Source organism: Corallococcus carmarthensis (assembly GCF_003611695.1).
GTDB classification, from domain to species: Bacteria; Myxococcota; Myxococcia; order Myxococcales; family Myxococcaceae; genus Corallococcus; species Corallococcus carmarthensis.
Map to the genome: position 1 here is coordinate 21560 of NZ_RAWE01000077.1, position 17840 is coordinate 39399.

21 protein-coding genes are annotated in these 17840 nt (G+C 70.1%); 17 read left to right on the plus strand and 4 right to left on the minus strand.

What is annotated here, in order from left to right:
- Positions 1 to 2 precede the first annotated feature (2 nt).
- Genes D7X32_RS21175 through D7X32_RS21205 form a run of 7 tightly spaced genes read left to right on the plus strand, consistent with a single transcriptional unit; the run spans position 3 to position 6159 of the window.
- The gene (locus D7X32_RS21175; protein WP_244239114.1) at positions 3 to 965 is read left to right on the plus strand and encodes a c-type cytochrome; all 963 of its coding nucleotides are present in this window, start codon (positions 3 to 5) and stop codon (positions 963 to 965) included.
- A complete protein-coding gene (locus tag D7X32_RS21180) occupies positions 962 to 2152 on the plus strand; it encodes a hypothetical protein (RefSeq protein ID WP_120604376.1) in 1191 nt (396 codons plus the stop codon). Before D7X32_RS21175 ends, D7X32_RS21180 begins: the two co-directional genes overlap by 4 nt.
- Positions 2149 to 2508 (plus strand): hypothetical protein, encoded by a 360-nt coding sequence (locus D7X32_RS21185; RefSeq protein ID WP_120604377.1) that lies wholly within the window; start codon positions 2149 to 2151, stop codon positions 2506 to 2508. Before D7X32_RS21180 ends, D7X32_RS21185 begins: the two co-directional genes overlap by 4 nt.
- Positions 2505 to 3536: a cytochrome c oxidase subunit II gene (gene coxB, locus D7X32_RS21190; RefSeq protein ID WP_120604378.1), complete on the plus strand. Its 1032-nt coding sequence runs from the start codon at positions 2505 to 2507 to the stop codon at positions 3534 to 3536. Before D7X32_RS21185 ends, coxB begins: the two co-directional genes overlap by 4 nt.
- Positions 3517 to 5124 carry a cbb3-type cytochrome c oxidase subunit I gene (locus tag D7X32_RS21195; protein ID WP_120604379.1) on the plus strand — a complete coding sequence of 536 codons (1608 nt, stop codon included), beginning with the start codon at positions 3517 to 3519 and terminating at the stop codon, positions 5122 to 5124. The genes coxB and D7X32_RS21195 overlap by 20 nt, the downstream gene beginning before the upstream one ends.
- Positions 5114 to 5743 carry a cytochrome c oxidase subunit 3 gene (locus D7X32_RS21200; RefSeq protein WP_120604380.1) on the plus strand — a complete coding sequence of 210 codons (630 nt, stop codon included), beginning with the start codon at positions 5114 to 5116 and terminating at the stop codon, positions 5741 to 5743. Before D7X32_RS21195 ends, D7X32_RS21200 begins: the two co-directional genes overlap by 11 nt.
- Positions 5744 to 5754: 11 nt before the next feature.
- On the plus strand, positions 5755 to 6159 hold the full coding sequence (locus D7X32_RS21205; protein ID WP_244239115.1) for a cytochrome C oxidase subunit IV family protein: 405 nt from the start codon (positions 5755 to 5757) through the stop codon (positions 6157 to 6159).
- A 3-nt stretch (positions 6160 to 6162) separates the two neighbouring features.
- On the opposite strand, the gene D7X32_RS21210 is transcribed toward D7X32_RS21205, so the two are convergent.
- Positions 6163 to 6711, minus strand: a complete 549-nt coding sequence (locus D7X32_RS21210) for a hypothetical protein (protein WP_120604382.1) — start codon at positions 6709 to 6711, stop codon at positions 6163 to 6165.
- 202 nt (positions 6712 to 6913) lie between these two features.
- On the opposite strand from D7X32_RS21210, the gene D7X32_RS21215 reads away from it, so the two are divergent.
- From D7X32_RS21215 to D7X32_RS21260, 10 genes are all read left to right on the plus strand, one after another.
- Complete coding sequence (locus D7X32_RS21215) at positions 6914 to 7795, plus strand: AAA family ATPase (RefSeq protein ID WP_120604383.1); 882 nt, start codon at positions 6914 to 6916, stop codon at positions 7793 to 7795.
- An 81-nt stretch (positions 7796 to 7876) separates the two neighbouring features.
- Positions 7877 to 9082 carry an AAA family ATPase gene (locus tag D7X32_RS21220; protein WP_120604384.1) on the plus strand — a complete coding sequence of 402 codons (1206 nt, stop codon included), beginning with the start codon at positions 7877 to 7879 and terminating at the stop codon, positions 9080 to 9082.
- Entirely contained in the window at positions 9076 to 9690 is a 615-nt protein-coding gene (locus tag D7X32_RS21225; protein ID WP_120604385.1) for a DUF4276 family protein, read from the plus strand. The genes D7X32_RS21220 and D7X32_RS21225 overlap by 7 nt, the downstream gene beginning before the upstream one ends.
- Before the next feature lie 136 nt (positions 9691 to 9826).
- Positions 9827 to 12109 carry a hydrogen gas-evolving membrane-bound hydrogenase subunit E gene (gene mbhE / locus D7X32_RS21230; protein WP_120604386.1) on the plus strand — a complete coding sequence of 761 codons (2283 nt, stop codon included), beginning with the start codon at positions 9827 to 9829 and terminating at the stop codon, positions 12107 to 12109.
- Between the two features lie 5 nt (positions 12110 to 12114).
- Positions 12115 to 12558 carry an MnhB domain-containing protein gene (locus D7X32_RS21235; protein WP_120604387.1) on the plus strand — a complete coding sequence of 148 codons (444 nt, stop codon included), beginning with the start codon at positions 12115 to 12117 and terminating at the stop codon, positions 12556 to 12558.
- Positions 12555 to 12923, plus strand: coding sequence for a sodium:proton antiporter (locus D7X32_RS21240; RefSeq protein ID WP_120604388.1), 369 nt, complete (start codon positions 12555 to 12557; stop codon positions 12921 to 12923). The genes D7X32_RS21235 and D7X32_RS21240 overlap by 4 nt, the downstream gene beginning before the upstream one ends.
- The gene (locus D7X32_RS21245) at positions 12923 to 14290 is read left to right on the plus strand and encodes a complex I subunit 5 family protein (protein ID WP_120604389.1); all 1368 of its coding nucleotides are present in this window, start codon (positions 12923 to 12925) and stop codon (positions 14288 to 14290) included. Before D7X32_RS21240 ends, D7X32_RS21245 begins: the two co-directional genes overlap by 1 nt.
- Before the next feature lie 73 nt (positions 14291 to 14363).
- Positions 14364 to 14861 carry a Na+/H+ antiporter subunit E gene (locus D7X32_RS21250; protein WP_120604390.1) on the plus strand — a complete coding sequence of 166 codons (498 nt, stop codon included), beginning with the start codon at positions 14364 to 14366 and terminating at the stop codon, positions 14859 to 14861.
- A gap of 13 nt (positions 14862 to 14874) precedes the next feature.
- Positions 14875 to 15162, plus strand: coding sequence for an MrpF/PhaF family protein (locus D7X32_RS21255; protein WP_120604391.1), 288 nt, complete (start codon positions 14875 to 14877; stop codon positions 15160 to 15162).
- Positions 15159 to 15524, plus strand: coding sequence for a cation:proton antiporter (locus tag D7X32_RS21260; RefSeq protein WP_120604392.1), 366 nt, complete (start codon positions 15159 to 15161; stop codon positions 15522 to 15524). The genes D7X32_RS21255 and D7X32_RS21260 overlap by 4 nt, the downstream gene beginning before the upstream one ends.
- Before the next feature lie 8 nt (positions 15525 to 15532).
- Here the strand turns inward: D7X32_RS21260 and D7X32_RS21265 are convergent, their stop codons facing one another.
- The 3 genes from D7X32_RS21265 to D7X32_RS21275 form a co-directional block, all read right to left on the minus strand.
- Positions 15533 to 16000, minus strand: coding sequence for a hypothetical protein (locus tag D7X32_RS21265; protein ID WP_120604393.1), 468 nt, complete (start codon positions 15998 to 16000; stop codon positions 15533 to 15535).
- Between the two features lie 3 nt (positions 16001 to 16003).
- Positions 16004 to 16942, minus strand: a complete 939-nt coding sequence (locus tag D7X32_RS21270; protein WP_120604394.1) for a proline dehydrogenase family protein — start codon at positions 16940 to 16942, stop codon at positions 16004 to 16006.
- Between the two features lie 34 nt (positions 16943 to 16976).
- Positions 16977 to 17840, minus strand: an 864-nt coding sequence (locus tag D7X32_RS21275) for an alpha/beta fold hydrolase (RefSeq protein WP_341868146.1), incomplete at its 5' end; no start/stop codon positions are given.

Consider the following 17840-nt stretch of genomic DNA (forward strand, 5'->3'; position numbering starts at 1 on the left):
GCGTGCTCCTGGTGCTGCTGGGCGGGATGACCGCGTGCGACGACACGGATCCGATGGCGTCGCAGCCGCGCGCGGAGGCGTTCGGCGCGAGTGCGTTCTTCGAGGACGGCCGGGCGATGCGGCCCCTGGTGCCGGGCACTGTGGCGCAGGAGTGGCGCACTCGCGGAGACACGCAGGGGCTCGATGCGGAGGGGGCCTGGCTTCAGGCCGTGCCGATGCCGCTGACGCGGGAGCTGCTGGAGGAGGGACGTACGGCCTATGAGACCTGGTGCGCGGTGTGCCACGGGCTGACGGGGGACGGGGACGCCATCGTCGCCAGGAAGATGCCGCAGCGCCGGCCGCCCGGGTTGTTCGTGCCGCACGACCATGCGACGCAGGTGGTCTACGGCGTCGCGGAGAACGAAGCCCCGTACACGGGAACGCAGGCCGTGACCGCGAGGGTGGGACCGGAGGCCTTCCCGTTGCCCCGGAGGGTGGACGGGTGGGGTGCCGTCAGGGACACGTCCGATGCGGGACCGTCTGGGGTGCCAGTCGCATGGACGCGCGATGCGGGATGGCCCCGAGCGTGGGCGGAGTCCCGAGTGGATCCGGATTCGCGGTCCGGAACACCGGGCGGCCCGGGTGGTGGACAGGTCGGGGGAACTTCGGACGCGGGCCGTGTGACGGTGAGCGACGCGGCACGGGCCCGGCAGGTGGCGCTCGTGGGCCCCCGAGGCACCGCGATGGAAGGACGGCTGGACGCGCCCTCCGCGGCGGGAGACCTGCCGCATCCACCGGGCTTCTACTTCGCGGTCATCTCCCACGGCTTCGGCGTGATGCCCGCCTACGGTCCGCAGCTCACGCCCCATGAACGCTGGGCCGTGGTCGCGTACCTGCGAGCCCTGGGCCGCAGCCAGCGCGCACCGCTCACGGCCGCACCGCCCGCCGTGCAGGCGCGGCTGCGCCAGGAGGTCCGCGCGCCATGACGCCTCCCGTGCTCCCACGCTTCGAGGGCGGGCAACGCGCGCGGGTCCTCAGCGCAGCGCTTGGCGTCGTGGGTCTTGCCGCTACCGCATTGGGTGCCTTCCGCGACGTGCGTGAAGCACTGGCCGGCTACCTCTTCGGCTTCACCTACTGGCTGGGCTTGTGCCTGGGCGCGCTCCTGCTGCTCGCCATCTTCCACGCGGCGAAGGCGCGCTGGCCCGTGGTGCTGCGTCGCGCGCTGGAGGTCACGGCCGCCACCGCGCCGCTGTTCCTCCTGCTCTTCGTGCCCCTCGCGCTGGGCCTGCGGCACCTGTACCCGTGGGTCGAGCCGTCCGCGGACCTGGGCGAACACACGCGCCATGTCCTCGAACACCGGCGGCCCTACAACAACGTGCCCTTCTTCCTGGCGCGCGCGGTGCTGTACTTCCTCATCTGGGGCGGCGTGAGCCACCTGCTGCACCGCTGGTCCGTGCGCCAGGACTCGACGGGCGACGTGCGCTGGACGCTGTGGCAGCGGCGGCTGGGCGGAGGCGCGCTGCCCGCCCTGGCCCTCACGTTCTCCTTCATGACGCTGGACTGGATGATGTCGCTGGAGGCGACGTGGCAGTCCACCGTCTACGCCGTCCACGTCTTCTCCGGCGCCTTCGTGGGCGCGCTGGCCCTGATGATCATCGCGGGCACGGCCACCCGCGACACGCAGCACTTCGGACGCTTGCTGTCGCCGGGCCACTACCACCGGCTGGGCACGCTGCTGTTCGCCTTCGTCTGCTTCTGGGCCTACATCGCCTATTCGCAGTTCATGCTCATGTGGGTCGCCGCCCTGCCGGAGGAGGTGGGCTGGTACCGCGTCCGCATGGGAGACGGCTGGGGCACCCTCTCCCTGGCCCTGGTGCTGGGCCACTTCGTGCTCCCGTTCGCGCTGCTGCTGTCGCGCGAACTCAAGTCCCGCCCGCGCGTGCTGGGGGCCGTGGCGCTGTGGCTGCTCGCGATGCACGCCGTGGACGTGGCGTGGCTGCTGTTCCCCTCGCTCTACCCGGGACAGGTCTTCATCCCCTGGACCGCGTTCACCGCGTGGGTGGGCGTGGGCGGGCTGTCCGTGGCGGCGGCACTCTGGCTCGCGCGCGGCACGTACCCGGTGCCCGTGGGAGATCCGTACCTCGTCCACTCGCTCCAGGTGCGCCCGCCATGAGCGAAGCCCGCCCACCGCCTCCGGAGCTGGAGCGGCTGCCCACCGCATGGCTCGTGCGCGTCGGGGCCGTGGCGCTCGGGCTGCTCGCGGCGGCCAGTGTCGCGGCGTGGGGCCTGTGGATCCTCTGGCGTCCCGAGTCCGAGCGTCCCCTGCCCATGCCCCCGGGCACCGTGCAGGTGGGCATGGTGGACCAGGCCCCCTTCACGCTGGACCGGCGGGCGGACGCGCTGAAGGCACGGCAGCGCGAGAGGCTGGAAGGCTACGGCTGGGTGGACGCGGACGCGGGCGTCATCCACCAGCCCATCGACGCGGCCATGCGGCAGCTCCTCTCCGGCTCCGAAGGAGGCGCGCGATGAACGAGCTTCTGCGCCGCCTCTTCTTCCTCCCGGAGCAGGGCTCCACCTTCGCCGTGCAGGTGGACCACCTGCACTACTTCCTGCTGCTCACCACGCTCGCGGTGGGGACGTGCATTGGCGCCGTCGGCATCGTCTTCCTGGTGCGCTACCACCGGCGCACGGCGTCGGACCCCACGCCGCGCGTGCTGGCGCCCGCGTGGCTGGAGGCGCTGTTCATCGGCGTGCCGCTGTCGCTGTTCCTGCTCTGGTTCGTCCTGGGCTTCAGGCAGTTCGTCTGGGTGATGAGCCCGCCGCGAGACGCGCTGGACGTGTACGTCACCGGCAAGCAGTGGATGTGGAAGTTCACCTATCCCGGAGGCCCCAGCGCCATCGACACGCTGGTGGTACCCGCGGGCCGGCCCGTGCGGCTGCTGCTCACCTCACGCGACGTCATCCATTCCTTCTACGTGCCGGACTTCCGCATGAAGCGCGACGCGCTGCCCGGCCGCTACACGGACCTGTGGTTCGAAGCGCCGAAGCCCGGCCGCCATCTGGTGCTGTGCGCGGAGTACTGCGGACTGGACCACTCGCAGATGCGCGGCGAGGTGGTGGTGCTGCCGCCCGCGGACTTCGAATCCTGGCAGGACGCGCAGCGCCGCTCCCTCCCCGTGGCCGCGCTGCCCGGCGCCCGCACGCCAGAGACCATGGCCGTCCGGGGCGAGCACATCGCCGCCGCGCAGGGCTGCCTGCAATGCCACACCGTCACGGGCGCGCCGCATATCGGTCCCACGTGGCTGGGGCTATACGGCAGGCAGGAGCCGCTGGAGGGCGGAGGCGCGGTGCTCGCGGACGAGGCGTACCTCACCGAGTCCATGATGGATCCGCTCGCGAAGGTGGTGGCCGGCTACGCGCCCGTGATGCCCGGCTATCACGGCCGGCTGAGCGCGGAGGACTCCGGCGCGCTCGTGGAGTTCATCAAGTCCCTGCGTCCCACGCGCCCGGGCATCCCCGCGGCCGAGGAGCCCGTCTATGTCCCCACCGGCCGCTGAGTCCTACCTGACGGACGGGCGCACCGTGTGGTCGTGGCTCACGACGCACGACCACAAGCGCATCGGCCTGATGTTCCTGGCGCTGACGCTCTTCTTCTTCCTCGTGGGCGGTGTGTTCGCGCTGGCGCTGCGCATCGAGCTGCTCACGCCCGGCCGCACCGTGATGGGGCACCTGGCGTACAACCGGATGTTCACGCTCCACGGCGTGACCATGGTGTGGCTGTTCATGATTCCGGCCATCCCGTCCGCCTTCGGCAACTTCCTGGTGCCGTTGATGATTGGCGCCCGGGACGTGGCCTTCCCCCGGCTCAACCTGGCGTCCGTGTACCTCTACGTGCTGGGGGCCAGCGTCACGCTGTGGGGCATGTTCGAGGGCGGCGCGGACACGGGCTGGACCTTCTACACGCCCTACAGCACGACCACGGGCACGGCGGTGCTGCCGGTGCTGCTGGGCGTGTTCATCATCGGGTTCTCCACCATCCTCACCGGGCTCAACTTCATCGCCACGGTGCACACGCTGCGGGCGCCGGGCCTGACGTGGATGAAGCTGCCGCTGTTCGTCTGGGCCATCTACGGCACGTCCATCATCCAGGTGCTGGCGACGCCGGTGCTGGGCATGGTGCTGCTGCTGGTCGCGCTGGAGCGGGTGGTGGGCGCGGGCATCTTCGACCCGGCTCGGGGCGGGGATCCGCTCCTCTTCCAGCACCTGTTCTGGTTCTACAGCCACCCGGCCGTCTACATCATGGTGCTGCCGTCCATGGGCGTCATCAGCGAGGCGGTGTGTGCCTTCAGCCGCAAGAACGCCTTCAGCTACCGGATGATTGTCTATTCCACGCTGGGCATCGCGTTCGTGGGGTTCTTCACCTGGGGCCACCACATGTTCGCGTCCGGCCAGTCCACCTTCGGCTCCGGCGCGTTCGGCGCGATGTCGATGCTGGTGGCCATCTTCACGGCCATCAAGATCTTCTCCTGGCTGGGGACGCTCTACCGGGGCTCCATCGCGATGGAGGCGCCGCTCTTCTACACGTTGGGGTTCATGTTCTTCCTCTTCTTCGGGGGGATGATTGGCGTGGCGTACGCGACCACGTCGTTGAACCTGCACTGGCACGACACGTACTCGGTGGTGGCGCACTTCCACTTCATCATGGTGGGGGCGACGGTGATGGCGTTCCTGGCGGCGCTGCACTACTGGTTCCCGAAGATGTCCGGGCGCTGCTTCCCGGCGAAGCTGGCCAACGGCGCGGCGGTGCTGATCATCTTCGGCTTCATCGCCACGTTCGTGCCGCAGTTCCTGCTGGGCAACCTGGGGATGCCCCGGCGCTACGCGGACTATCCGCCGCACTTCCAGTCACTGCACGTGGCGTCCACGGCGGGCGCGTCGCTGCTGGCGTTCGGGTTCCTGGGCATCGCGGGCTACCTGGCGTGGAGCCTGCGGTACGGCGCCGTCGCGGGGGACAACCCCTGGGGCAGCGAGGGCTTCGAGTGGAAATCCGCGTCCCCGCCGCCCACGCACAACTTCTCCACACCGCCCGCGTACCCCACGGGTCCGCACGAGTACGCGAGGGAGGAGGTGCCGCATGCCGCCTGAAGCCGTCACGGAGCACTGGGGCTCCGAGGGCGCGCGCCGTCAGGCGGCGTACCTGGGCATGTGGGTCTTCATCGCGACGGAGGTGTTGCTGTTCGCGGGGTTGTTCACGGCGTATGGCGTGTATCGCTCGGTGTATCCGGAGGTGTTCCGGGCCGCGCAGCTCACGATGGACGTGGGGCTGGGCACGCTGAACACGTTCCTGCTGGTGACGAGCAGCGTGCTGGTGGCGCTCGCGGTGCACGCGGTGCGTGGGGACAAGCCGGGGCTGGGGGGTGCGTTGCTGCTGTCGGCGGCGCTGCTGGGCGTCGTGTTCCTGGCGGTGAAGGGCGTGGAGTACGCGCACCACGTGAAGGAGGGCGGGCTGCCGGGAGACGCGTACCGGTTCCAGGCAGTGCCCCGCGTGGGCGCGAGCCTCTTCTTCACGCTGTACTTCCTGCTGACGGGCATCCACGCGCTGCACGTGACGGTGGGCGTGGGGGTGCTGACGGTGCTGGGCGTGCGGTCCGCGTCGGGGACGTTCGGTGCGGGGTACGCGACGCCGGTGGAGCTGGGCGGCATGTACTGGCACCTGGTGGATGTCGTCTGGTTGTTCGTCTATCCCATCCTGTACCTGGCATGAGGAGGGGGCGCGTGACTGAGGACGCGGTGGAGAGGCCGGGGCGTCAGCTGGGCGTGGCTGGGGTGCTGGCGGTGGGCGGGGTGCTGCTCGCGTTGACGGCGCTGACGTACCTGTTGCACCGGCTGCCGCACGGCGCGTGGTCGCTGCCGGTGGCGCTGCTCATCGCGGGGGCGAAGGGGCTGTTGATTGCCCTGTTCTACATGCACCTGCGCGAGCAGCGCGCGAGCAACGGGCTGGTGCTGCTCACGTCGGTGGTGTTCGTGGCGGTGCTGTTGACGGTGTGCGTGCTGGAGACACGCACGCGCTTCCGGCCCACGATTCCGCCGGGTCCGTTTCCGGTGGAGCCCCTGCCGGGGAGGCTGGAGGACCCGGGAGGCGCGCACCCGTCAGGGCCCGCGGGGCCCCGGGAGCCGTGAGCGTCAGGGCGGGGTGGTCCTCAGGGCCCGGAGCTGACGGCGCAGCCGGTCCACGCGGGTGAAGACATCCCGGAAGGCAGGCACCGTTCCGAGCGCCGCGCCGAACGCGATGTGCAGGAGGAACAGCAGCGCGGAAGGGGCCTCGCGCGAGAGGGGTGGCGATGCGAAGGGAATCACCAGCCAGGTCATCATGGCCCAGAGGCCCAGGCTGTAGAGCAGTCCCAGACAGAGCGCCGCGACGGCGGTCCCCCGGCGTGGCAGCAGGAGCGTGAAGCCCGTGGCCAGTCCGCCCGCCACGGCGAAGTGGATGCACAGCCCGAGCAGCACCGCCCCGGCACCGCGGGCCGCGCCATCGCGGAAGAACAGGCCGGACACGAGGAGCGCCGGCCGCCAGGGCTCGCCATGCAGTACGGCCGAGAACGCGCAGGCGAGGACCGCCATCGCGAAGGCGCCCAGGGTCCCCGCGAGCGCGCCCGGAAGCACGGCGTCACGCAGGGGGTTCCACGTCACCACCGCGAGGTCCACGGCTCGGGTCCGTCTCCGCGTCCGCATCCCCTGCTCCTGTTCCGGGCTGATCCTCCTGCGTCAAAAGTAGGAACGGCCACGCGCGGAGGGGACCTGATTCACTCGTGGCGAAGGCCGCTCCGGGGAAGGGCCTGGCCGCCTGGAGGGCGTGGAGGACACCCCTCGTTGGGGCATGGGTCCAGGCGGAGCCATGGACGGCCCCTGGGGGGAGGCCGTTAGTCTCGCGGCCGTGATTGCCTCCGTTCGCTTCGAGCACTTCCGGTGCCTGCTTCACGTGCAGCTCGCCTTGGAGCCAATGACCGTCCTGGTGGGGCCCTCGGCATCGGGGAAGACCGCCATGCTGGAAGGGCTCCAGCATCAGCTCGCGTATGAGCCGTCGGACTTCTGGCGGCGGGATGAATCGCGTCCGCTCTCCATCGAGTGGACGTACGTGCACGGCGACCGCACGCGCGTGGAGTATCCGTTCAGCGTGATGGACACGCTGCCCGGCCAGGGCCACTCCACGCAGCAGTTGTCGCTGAGCATGGAGGCGCTGCGCGGGGGCGGTTCGTCCGCGAAGGCGACGTGGCTGGAGCGCAAGGGCGGCAACCTCGCGAGCGTCTTCGCGGCGCTGCCCATGTCCACGCGGGAGGTCATCTCGAAGGAGCTGGCGAAGCGCGTGCCGTCCTTGTCGGAGGTGGACGTGTCGCGCGACCTGGAGGACCGCTCCTTCCGGCTGCGCTTCCGCGACCGCTGGAGCCCGGACGTGTGGTTCGGCACGGAGCACGTGTCGGACGGGGTGCTGTGGCTGCTCGCGTTCCTGGTGCTGCCCTATCAGCGGCCGTTGCCGGAGCTACTGACTTTGGACGAGCCGGAGCGCGCCCTGCATCCGGGCCTGGTGCGCGAGGTGCTGGAGCTGCTGCGCGCCATGACGCGAGGCGAGTCCACGGGAGGCCAGCCGGTGCAGGTGGTGCTGGCCACGCACTCGCCGGACCTGCTGGAGCACGTGCGTCCGGAAGAGGTGCGCCTCTTGTCGCGAGAGCCCACGGACGGCTCCGTGCGCGTGAACCCCGTCCCCGCCACCGCGCTCCACTGGCGTCGAGAGTGCCGGGAGCTGCTGGACACGCTGTAGCACCGGAAGGCAGCGTCCTTGCGGAGACGGAAAGGACGCGGAATGAGACCGGAGCAATGGGGTCCCGGGTAGAGTGGCGGGATGCTGCGCAGCATCCGTCTCCAGAACCTCCTTTCTTTCGGACCTGACTCCGAAGCCTTCCCCCTTCGGGCGCTCAACGTCCTGATTGGTCCGAACGCGTCCGGAAAGTCCAACCTCATCGAGGCGCTGGGGCTGCTGAGGGCAACGCCCGGCAACCTTCTAGATCCTATTCGCGAGGGTGGAGGCGTGACGGAGTGGTTGTGGAAAGGGGGCCAGGACTCGAAGCTGCCTACGGCTCGTGTGGAAGTTGTTCTGGAATACCCCGAAGGAGATGTGCCACTACGCTACGAGCTGGCCTTCTCGGCCGCAGGGCAGCATCTCAATTTGGTTGACGAAGTCGTTTCGATTGAACCACCAAGAGAGTCGGCTCAAACGTCGCCAGGCTTCTATCGGTACAACGCTGGCCAGCCCGTCATCAGCCTGCGGAAAAAGTTGAGCGCCAAGCCTGGTTCTAGGCAGGGGCGTGAATTTAGACTTTTGCAGAACGCTCGGATCAGTTCGGAGCAGTCCATCTTGTCGCAGCGACGCGACCCGGACGTGTATCCAGAGCTGACCTACGTGAATTCGTTGCTGGGCAGCTTCTCGCTGCACCGTGAATGGAACATGGGACGGTACACACCCCCACGGCTTCCCCAACGAGTGGATCTGCGGGGGGACTTCTTGTTGGAGGATGCGAGCAACTTGTGCCTCGTCCTCAGTGACCTGGAAGCCAGGGGCATGAAACAGCTTCTGCTGGAGAACCTGAAGCTTCTCTACGCACGAGTGAGGGACTACTCGGTCCGCATCTTAGGAGGGACCGTCCAGGTGTTCTTCCAGGAGGAAGGCCTGAACGCCTCCGTGCCGGCAACGCGCTTGTCTGATGGCACCTTGCGATACCTCTGCCTGTTGACGCTCCTCTGCCATCCCACGCCTCCGCCACTGGTCTGCATCGAGGAGCCAGAGCTTGGGCTGCACCCGGACATTCTTCCTGAGGTCGGGCGGTTACTGGTGGAGGCGAGCACCCGCACGCAACTCATCGTGACGACGCACTCGGAGACGTTGATTTCGGCCCTGTCAGAAGTCCCAGAAGCCGTGGTGGTCTGCGAAAGGGATGGAACCGGGACGACGCTGCGTCGCTTGGAGAAGGCGAAGCTCTCGGAGTGGCTGAAGAAGTATGGACTGGGCGAGGTGTGGAGGATGGGCGAGTTGGGAGGGAACCGTTGGTAAGGGAGATCCGGCTCTACATCGAGGGCGGAGGCGATACCCGGTACGGCAAGGAACGGCTTCGGGCTGGATTCAGCAAGTTCTTCGGCACCCTGGTTGAGCATGGTCGAAGCAACAACGTTCGATGGGTGTTCGTCATGTGTGGGCCGCGTGATGCCGCGTTCAAGGGCTTCAAGCAGGCGCTCAAGGACCACCCTTCCGCGTTCAACATCCTGCTCGTGGATTCAGAGGGACCGGTGAGCAAGGCGCCATGGGCCCATCTTGCGACGCGGGACCCGTGGCTGCGTCCAAAGAGCGCCTCTGACGATTCATGCCATCTGATGGTCCAGACCGTCGAGGCCTGGCTCATGGCCGACCTAGGTACGCTCCAGCAGTACTACGGCAAGAACTTCGCAGTAGGCCGTTTGCCCAAGGCGACCAACGTGGAGTCAGTCCCAAAGGCGGCACTCGAACCTGCGCTGGTGACAGCGACGAAGGCGACGCAGAAGGGCGAGTACCACAAGATTCATCACTGCTCGGACTTGTTGGGGAAGGTGGACCCCGCCCAGGTCCGTGCCAAGGCTCCGCACTGCGAGCGGTTGTTCACCGTCCTCGAAAAGCTGCTGGCCTGAGCCGCGAAGTCCGCCGCGCTGTCCACCAGCGCACGGCGCCTGCTCCACGAGTGACCTCGGGGTGACGCTCCGCGAGAGGGCCTGACGGTTGTGTGCCTGCGTCGGCGGGCCACTCCTAACGTGGGCCACTTCGCCCATGTCCATCCTCCTGCCCATCCTCCTGGCCCTGGCGTGCGCGCCGCTCGCGTATGTCGCGGGCCGTTGGCGCACTGGAGCCGCGGCGTGGGTGGGCGCCTCGGGGGCCCTCGCCGCGCTGGGGGTGCTGGCCCACGGATGGACGCAGGGGCCCGCGCGCGTCGTGCTGCCCTGGGCTCCCACCTGGGGCCTGTCACTGGAGTTCACGCGCGACGGCCTGTCCGGCCTCTATGCCGCGATGGCGCTGGGTGTTGGCGCGCTCGTCGTCGTGTACTCGCGCGCGTACCTGCCGCACCACCTGGCGGAGGAGGGCCGGTCCCCCCGCGAGGAGGTGCGCTTCCACGAGCTGCTGCTCGCGTTCATGGCCGCCATGGTGCTGCTCGTCACCGTGGATGACCTGCTGCTGCTCTTCGTCGCGCTGGACCTCACCACCATCGTCTCGTACCTGCTCATCGGCTTCGACCGCGAGGACCCCGAGTCGCGCGCCGCCGCGCTCCTGTCGCTGGTGCTCACCGGCGCCACCTCCGTCGTCTTCTTCGCGGGCGCCATGACGCTGGGCCTCCAGTACGGCACCTTCTCCCTGCCGCTCGTCATCGAGCGCGCCGCGAGCAACCCCGCGTCCACCGGCGCGCTGGTCTGTCTGGCCGTGGGCGCGCTGGGCAAGAGCGCACAGGTGCCGTTCCACTTCTGGCTTCCACGCGCCATGGCCGCGCCCACGCCCGTGTCCTCGTACCTGCACTCGGCCGCGATGGTCGCCGCGGGCGTCTTCCTGCTCCAGCGCCTCTACCCGCTGTTCGCCCCCGCCACGGAAGTGCGCGACGGCCTGCTCGCCATCGGCTTCCTGTCCATGGGCCTGGGCAGCCTCATGGCCCTGGTGGCGGATCCGTTCAAGCGCGTGCTCGCGTACTCCACCATCGCGCAGTACGGCTACGCGCTGGTGCTGGTGGCGCTGGGCTCCGAAGGCGCGCCGCTCTACGTCGCCATCCACGCGCCGTGCAAGGCCGCCCTGTTCCTCACCGCGGGCGCTGTCACCCAGGTCACCGGCAAGAAGAAGCTGTCGGAGGTCGGTGGCCTGCGCCACTCGCTCCCCGTGCTCGCGGGCGCCAGCGCGGTCGCGGCGGCGGGGCTCTCCGCGCTGCCCCTCACCGCGGGCTTCTTCAAGGACGAGGTGTTCTTCCACGCGCTCGCGAAAGAGGGCCCCGTGGTCATGGCCGCCGGGCTCGTGGGCGCGGGCCTGACGCTCGCGTACACGCTGCGCCTGTGGTGGGGCCTCTTCGGTGGACCGCGCCGCGACGTGCCCGCCGCGCCCCGGTTGCTCGTGGCGCCCGTGGTCGTGCTCGCGGGCCTCATCCTCCTGGGAGGCCTTCTGCCGGGCCTGCTCGTCGCTCCCGCCCGTGCCGCCGCGGAGACGATGCGCGGCGAGCCCTCCACGCTGGAACTCGCGTACCACCTGGATGCGCGCGCGGAGAACCTGCTCGCTGTCGGCGCATGGGTCCTGGGAGCGGCGCTGTTCGCCACGCGCCGCGCGTGGACGCCCGGGCTCTCCCGCGTGCTGAGGCGCACGGCCCTGCTCGGGGCGGAGCGAGGCTACCGCTTGCTGCTGCACCTGCTGGACCGGCTGTCCACGTGGCTGCACGAGAAGGAGGTGCGCGACCTGCGTGACCGCGTGGCCTCCGTGCTGGTGCCCACGGGCCTGCTGGGCATCGCGGTGCTGGGCGTGACGCCGCTGCGCGCCCGCTTCATGGTGGGCACGGTGGGGTGGGCGGACGTGACGCTGGTGATGGCGCTGGCCTTCGCGTCCGCCGCCGCGCTGGCCACGCTGCGCGCGAAGGGCCACCTGATGCTGGTGCTGCTCATCTCCTGCGTGGGCTTCAGCCTGGCCATGGTGTTCGCCTTCGCCGCCGCGCCCGACGTGGCCCTCACCTCCGTGCTGGTGGAGACCACCTTCACGCTGCTCTTCGCGGGCCTGCTGGCCCTGCTCCCGGAAGCCCGGCTGAGGCGCGCGCAGAAGGAGTCCCAGAAGCCGCGCGGACGCGACCGGCTCGCCGCCGGGGTCGCGGGCGCGAGCGCCTTCCTCCTGAGCTGGAGCGCCCTGTCCCACCTCCAGGCCGAGCGCGTGGGCCAGCGCACGGTGGAGCTGGCGGAGGCCGCGCACTCGCCCAACGTCGTCGCCGCGGTGCTCACCGACTTCCGCGGCCTGGACACGGTGGGGGAGATGAGCGTCGTGGTGGCGGCGCTGCTGGGCGTCACCAGCCTCCTGGGCCTGAAGAAGGGGAGGCGCTGAAGCCCATGCGGTCCTTCGTCCCGCCCCTGTCGCGCCTCTTGCTGTGGCCGTCGTTGATGATCGCGCTGGCGCTCTGGTTGAAGGGCGGCGCGTCGGTGGGCGGCGGCTTTCCGGCCGGGGCGCTCGCGGGGCTGGCGGTGCTGCTCCAGTACGTGGTGGCGGGCCGAGATCAGGCGCGGCGTTACGTGGCCGTGCGGTACGCGGCGCCGCTGGCGGGCGTGGGGCTGCTGCTCGTGGTGGGCACCGCGTTCCTGCCCGTGCTCGGGGGCTACACGCCCATGAGCCTCTTTCCACGCCCGGATCAGCCGGAGGTGGGAGTGGGCGGGCTGCACCTGCACACCGCGCTCGTCTTCGAGGGAGGGCTGATGCTCATCGTCTTCGGGCTGGTGGTCACCGTCATCGACCGCTTCGCCCTGCGCACCGGAACGGAAGAGGAGTCCGGGCCATGATCCTCATCGCGTCCCTGGTGGTGGGCCTGCTGTTCGCGTGTGGCGTGCGCATGGTGCTGGAGCGCGAGCTGGTGCGCGTGGCGTGCGGCACGGTGCTCATCACCAACTCCAGCGTCCTGCTCATCCTCGCGGGCTCCTTCCCGGTGCGAGGCGAGGCGCTGAGCGTGCAGAAGGGCTGGCCGGTGACGGACCCGGTGCTCCAGTCGCTGGCGCTCACGGCCATCGTCATCGGGTTCGCGGTGTCCGCGCTGCTGCTCACGCTGGTGCACCGCACGCAGCGGGCGCACGGGTCGCTGCGCACGGACCGGCTGGTGGAAGCGGAGCTCAAGCGCGTGCACGCCGTGGAGAAGGAGGAGGGCCACTGATGCCGCTCTGGGGACCGCTGCTCCTGCCGTGGGTGCTGGGCGCGGTGCTGGCGTTCCTGGACGGCCGCCGCGCGTGGGTGGCGTGGCTGGCCATCCTGGGGCTCGCGGGGACGCTGGTGTGCACGGCGTGGCTGCTGCCCCAGGCCTGGGGCGCGCAAGCTCCCCAGTTCGTCACCGGGGACTGGCCGGTGGGCGTGGGCATCCGCCTGCGCGCGGATCAGCTGTCCATTGTGTTCGCGCTGGTGTCCACGGCGGTGCTGCTGGGCACGCTCGTGTACGAACACGTGGCCGGGGGCATCACGTCGCGCAGCTTCCCCGCGCTGGTGGTCTTCCTGGGCGCGGGGCTCACGGGCGTGTTCTTCACGTCGGACGCGTTCAACTTCTACGTCTTCTTCGAGCTGGCGATGACGGCCGCCTTCGCGCTGGCGTCGTACGGCGAGAAGCCCCGGAACCTGCGCGCCGCGTTCACCTTCGTGGTGGTGAACCTGATGGGGTCCACGCTGTTCCTCACGGCGGTGGTGATGCTGTACCTGACCACCGGCACGCTGGACATGCTGTCCATCATCGCGTGGGGACAGGCGGGGGAGCCCTTCGCGCTGGTGGTGCCGGGCACGCTGCTCCTGTGCGCGTTCGGCGTGAAGCTGGGCTTCTTCCCGTTCCACTTCTGGGCGCCGGCCGTGTACCGGGACGCGGGCCCCACGGTGGCGGCGCTGCTCGCGGGGGCGCTGGCGAACATCGGCAGCTATGGGCTCTTGCGCTTCGGCGTGGACGTGATGCCGCAGGTGCTGGCGCAGGCCCGGCCGCTGCTGGAGATATTGGGCGCGGCGAGCATCCTCTATGGCTCCGTGCTGGCGCTCTCCCGGCGGGACACGCGCGAGGTGCTGGCGTACGCGTCCATCACGCAGGCGGGGCTCATCATCGCCGCGCTGAGCCTGGATGGACGGGAAGGCCTGTGCGCGGCGGTAGCGCTGGCGCTGGCCGGGTCGGTGGACAAGACGGCGCTGTTCCTGGCGCAGGACCGGGGTGGTGAGCGGGCGCGCAGGGCCTACTCGGTGGCGGCCTTCAGCACGGCGGGCGTGCCGCCCACGGCGGGCTTCTGGTCCAAGGCCTGGCTGCTGCGCGCGGCGCTGGAGCAGGGGCACACGGCGCTCGCGGGGCTGGTGGTGCTGGCGAGCGCCCTGTCGCTGCTGGCCCTCTTCCGCGCCTACCAGCGCGAGCGGTGGTTGAAGGAGGGCGCGGCCCTGCACCGGGGCACGGGCGCGGTGGTGTACGCGCTGTCCCTGGCGCTCATCGCCGTGGGCCTGTGGCCGGAGCCGCTGCTGCGCGCCGGGCGCGACGCCATCCAGGGACTGGGGACGCTGCCATGACCCCGAGCGTCCTCCGGAAGGGGCCGTCACATCCGCGCTCACCGCGCGCGAGTTCGTGCGAGGGGGCCTTCTCATGAACCCCCGGCTCATCGCGCAGGTGCTGGCCCTGGCGCTGCTGTACGCGCTGGTGGTGGGCAGCTTCCACCCGGTGGACCTCGCGCTGGGCGTGGTGCTGGCCACGGGCGTGGTGCGCCTGTTCCCACTGGCCGGCCTGCCACCGGCCCTGGGCGCACGCGAGTACTGGCGGCGCACGCTGCACCTGCCCCGCTTCGGCTGGGCCCTGGCCGTGCTGGTGACCAGGAGCTGCTTCCAGGTGCTCAAGGTCATCTTCGGCCGCCGCGAGCTCGCGAACCAGGCGGGCGTGGTGGAGGTCCCCATGGGCGAGCGCACCTCGCGCGGCGTGCAGGTGTCCTCGTGGGTGATGTCCCTGGCCCCGGGCACGGTGCTGCTGGAATTGGATTGGGAGAAGCGCGTGATGCGCATGCACGCGCTGGACGCATCGGATCCGGACACGCTGGTCCGGCAGCAGGAAACCTTCTACCAGCGCTACCAGCGCGCGGTGTTCCCCTAGGGAGGCGGGCGCGATGCACGAGACCTTCTTCACCCTGGCCATCGTGTGGATGGTGGGCCTGCTGGGCGCGCTGGTGCTGCTCGCCTCGCGCCAGCGCTCCGCCGCGGATGTGCTCATGTCCGTGGACACCCTGGGCCTGGTCATCTGCGCGGTGCTGGCCCTGTACGGCGCCACGCGCGGTGAGGCCGGCTACCTGGACGCGGCCCTGGTGCTGGCCCTGCTCTCCTACGTGCAGACCGTGGCCGGCGCCCGCCTCCTGCACCACGGCCGCGCCTTTCACGACGAGGAGGACGGGCGATGATGGCCGCCCTTCAGCAGTGGGTGTCCGACGGCCTGGTGGCGCTGGGCCTGCTCTTCATCACCTGCGCCGTCATCGGCATGTACCGCCTGCCCTCGGTGCTCACGCGTGTGCACGCCGCGGGCGCGGTCCCCTTCGGCGGGGCGCTGGTCATCATCGGCGCCACGCTGGCGACGGGGGACGGCTGGCTCCTGTTGCGAGGGCTGCTCGTCGCCGCGTTCCTGATGCTCACCATCCCCAGCTCCGCCCATGCCATCGCCTGGCTGGCGGAAGGGCGGCCGGAGATGGCCCATGACAAGGCCCGGCGCGGACCGCTCGGACACGGCAAGAAGGACGCGCGCCCGGAGCCCCCCGGCCGTCAGTGACCCCGCGCTCAAGGGGTCGCGGGTTCTTCCTTCACCAGCTGGCGCATCGTCGCCTCGGTGACGACCCCGAACACCGCCGTCTGCGCGAAGAGCCAGACGTGCTCCGCGCGCGACCAGGTGCTCGCGAGCGCCGTCGCCTTGAAGAGGGGAAACGCCATCCGCTCGAACGCCAGCACCCCCAGGCCCAACAGGACGCCGCTGCCCAGCAGGGGCCACTTCGACGTCCGCATCCGCACCAGGCCCCAGCCCATCCCCAGCAGGGGGCCGTAGCCCGCGCGCAGCGCGAAGGCCCAGCGCGACGCCTCCCGCCGCGACATCCTCCGGCGGAACAGCCGGCTCAGCACCTGCCGGGCGATGTGGCGCGCGGCGTAGGGCGGCGGATGGCCCAGCGAGGCATTGCGCGCGCTGACCAGCAATCCCAGCGCCCCGGTGCCCACGGCCCCGGCGACATACGCGGCGGCGTATGGGTTCCTCATGGCCTATCCCTTCATCAGGTTGCGCATCACGAACCACAGGTTGGCCGGGCGCTCCGCCAGCCTGCGCATGAAATACGGATACCAGTGCTTCCCATACGGGACATAGACACGCACCGGATGGCCTTCCTTCGCAAGCCGCTCCTGCAGGTCGCGCCGGATGCCATACAGCATCTGGAATTCAAAGGCGCCCTTGGGCAGATGCTGGCGCGCGGCGTACTCCAGCGTGGCGTCAATCATCCGCTCATCGTGCGTGGCGATGCCGTGATACACGCCGCTGTCCAACAGGATGCGCATGCAGCGCACGAAGTTCGCGTCCACGTCCTTCTTGTCCGGGAAGGCCACGTCCGGACCCTCCAGGTAGGCTCCCTTGCACAGCCGGATGCGGATGCGCTCGGCGCACAGGGCCTTCGCGTCCTCCTCCGTGCGCCGCAGGTAGCTCTGGAGCACCGCGCCCACGTGCGGCTCGCCGAACTCCGAGTGCAGGTCCCGCACGATGTCCAGGGTCACCTGCGTGACGGCGCTCTCCTCCATGTCCACGCGCACGAAGGAATCCCGCGCCGCCGCGTCCGCCACCACCGCCCGCGCGTTCTGGAGCGCCAGGTTCCGGTCGAACAACAGGCCGCATTGCGTGAGCTTCATCGACACGTTGGCCTTCACGCCCACCTGGTCGATGCGCGCGAGCAGCCGCTGGTAATGCCGCACCTCATCGCGCGTCTCCTGGGGCGAGCGCACCGCTTCGTTGAGGTGGTCGAAGCTGGCCATCAGCCCCTTCGCCGTCAGGGCCCGCACCGCGTCCACCGCTTCCTCCAGCGTCTCCCCCGCGATGAAGCGGGACGCCAGCTGGCGAAAGGGTTTGAGCCGCGTGGCCACGTCCTTGAGGTTGGACTGGCGCGACAGGAACAGCAGCGCGGAACGGGACAGCTGATCGGCGGCGGTCGTCATACGGATTTCCCCCGACGATAGAGATAACGCCTGTTCAGTCAGGGTGCCGCGAGAGGAAGTCGGACACGCGTGCATTGAACGCTTCCGGGTGGCTCATGTACGGCAGGTGACTGGCCGCCTCCAGGAACTCCAGTTGGGCGCCCGGCACGTGCGCCGCCACGTCGCGCGCGGCCGCCGGCGGCACCAGCAGGTCGCGGCCCCCCTCGATGACGAGCGTGGGCACGCGCAGCTCCCCCAGCCGGTGCAGGAAGTCCGCGGCCAGGATGTCGCGCAGCCGCCGCATCAGCTCCAGCGACGACATGCGCCGGGCCTCGCGCACGATCTCCGCCCGCGCCTCCGGCGGCAGCCACCGGCCCCCCAGCACGCGGGCCACCGTGGGCGCGAACACATACGCCAGCGGCCGGGGCGCCCGCACCAGCGTGGACAGCGTCAACGCCAGCCGCCGCACCCGGCGCACGCTGGCCACCGGCGACACCAGCACCAGCGCCTTCACCCGCTCCGGGTGCTCCAACGCATACGCGATGGACACCAGGCTGCCATAGGAAGACCCCATCAACGCGAAGCGCTCCGGCAGCCCCGCCTCCGGGTGGTTGAGCACCGACAGGTTCCACTGCAGCGGCGTATGGGTCGCGGGCGTCTTCAGGGGCGGCGTCCACAACAGCAGGTTCCACGCTTGCGCCAGCGGCTCCATGGGCGCGAAGGACCGGCCACTGGCGCCCAGCCCCGGAAGACAGACCACCGTGCGCGATACATCCCTGTTGCCCTGGGGAAAGGTGAACAGCCGCACCGGCGTGCCCCGGACGACGCGCTCCTCGCACTCCAGCTGCTCATACCCGCGCTGGATGTCTTCCACGTCCGGGACCAGCGGCGGCACGCGGTGTGGGACAGGGGCGGGAGG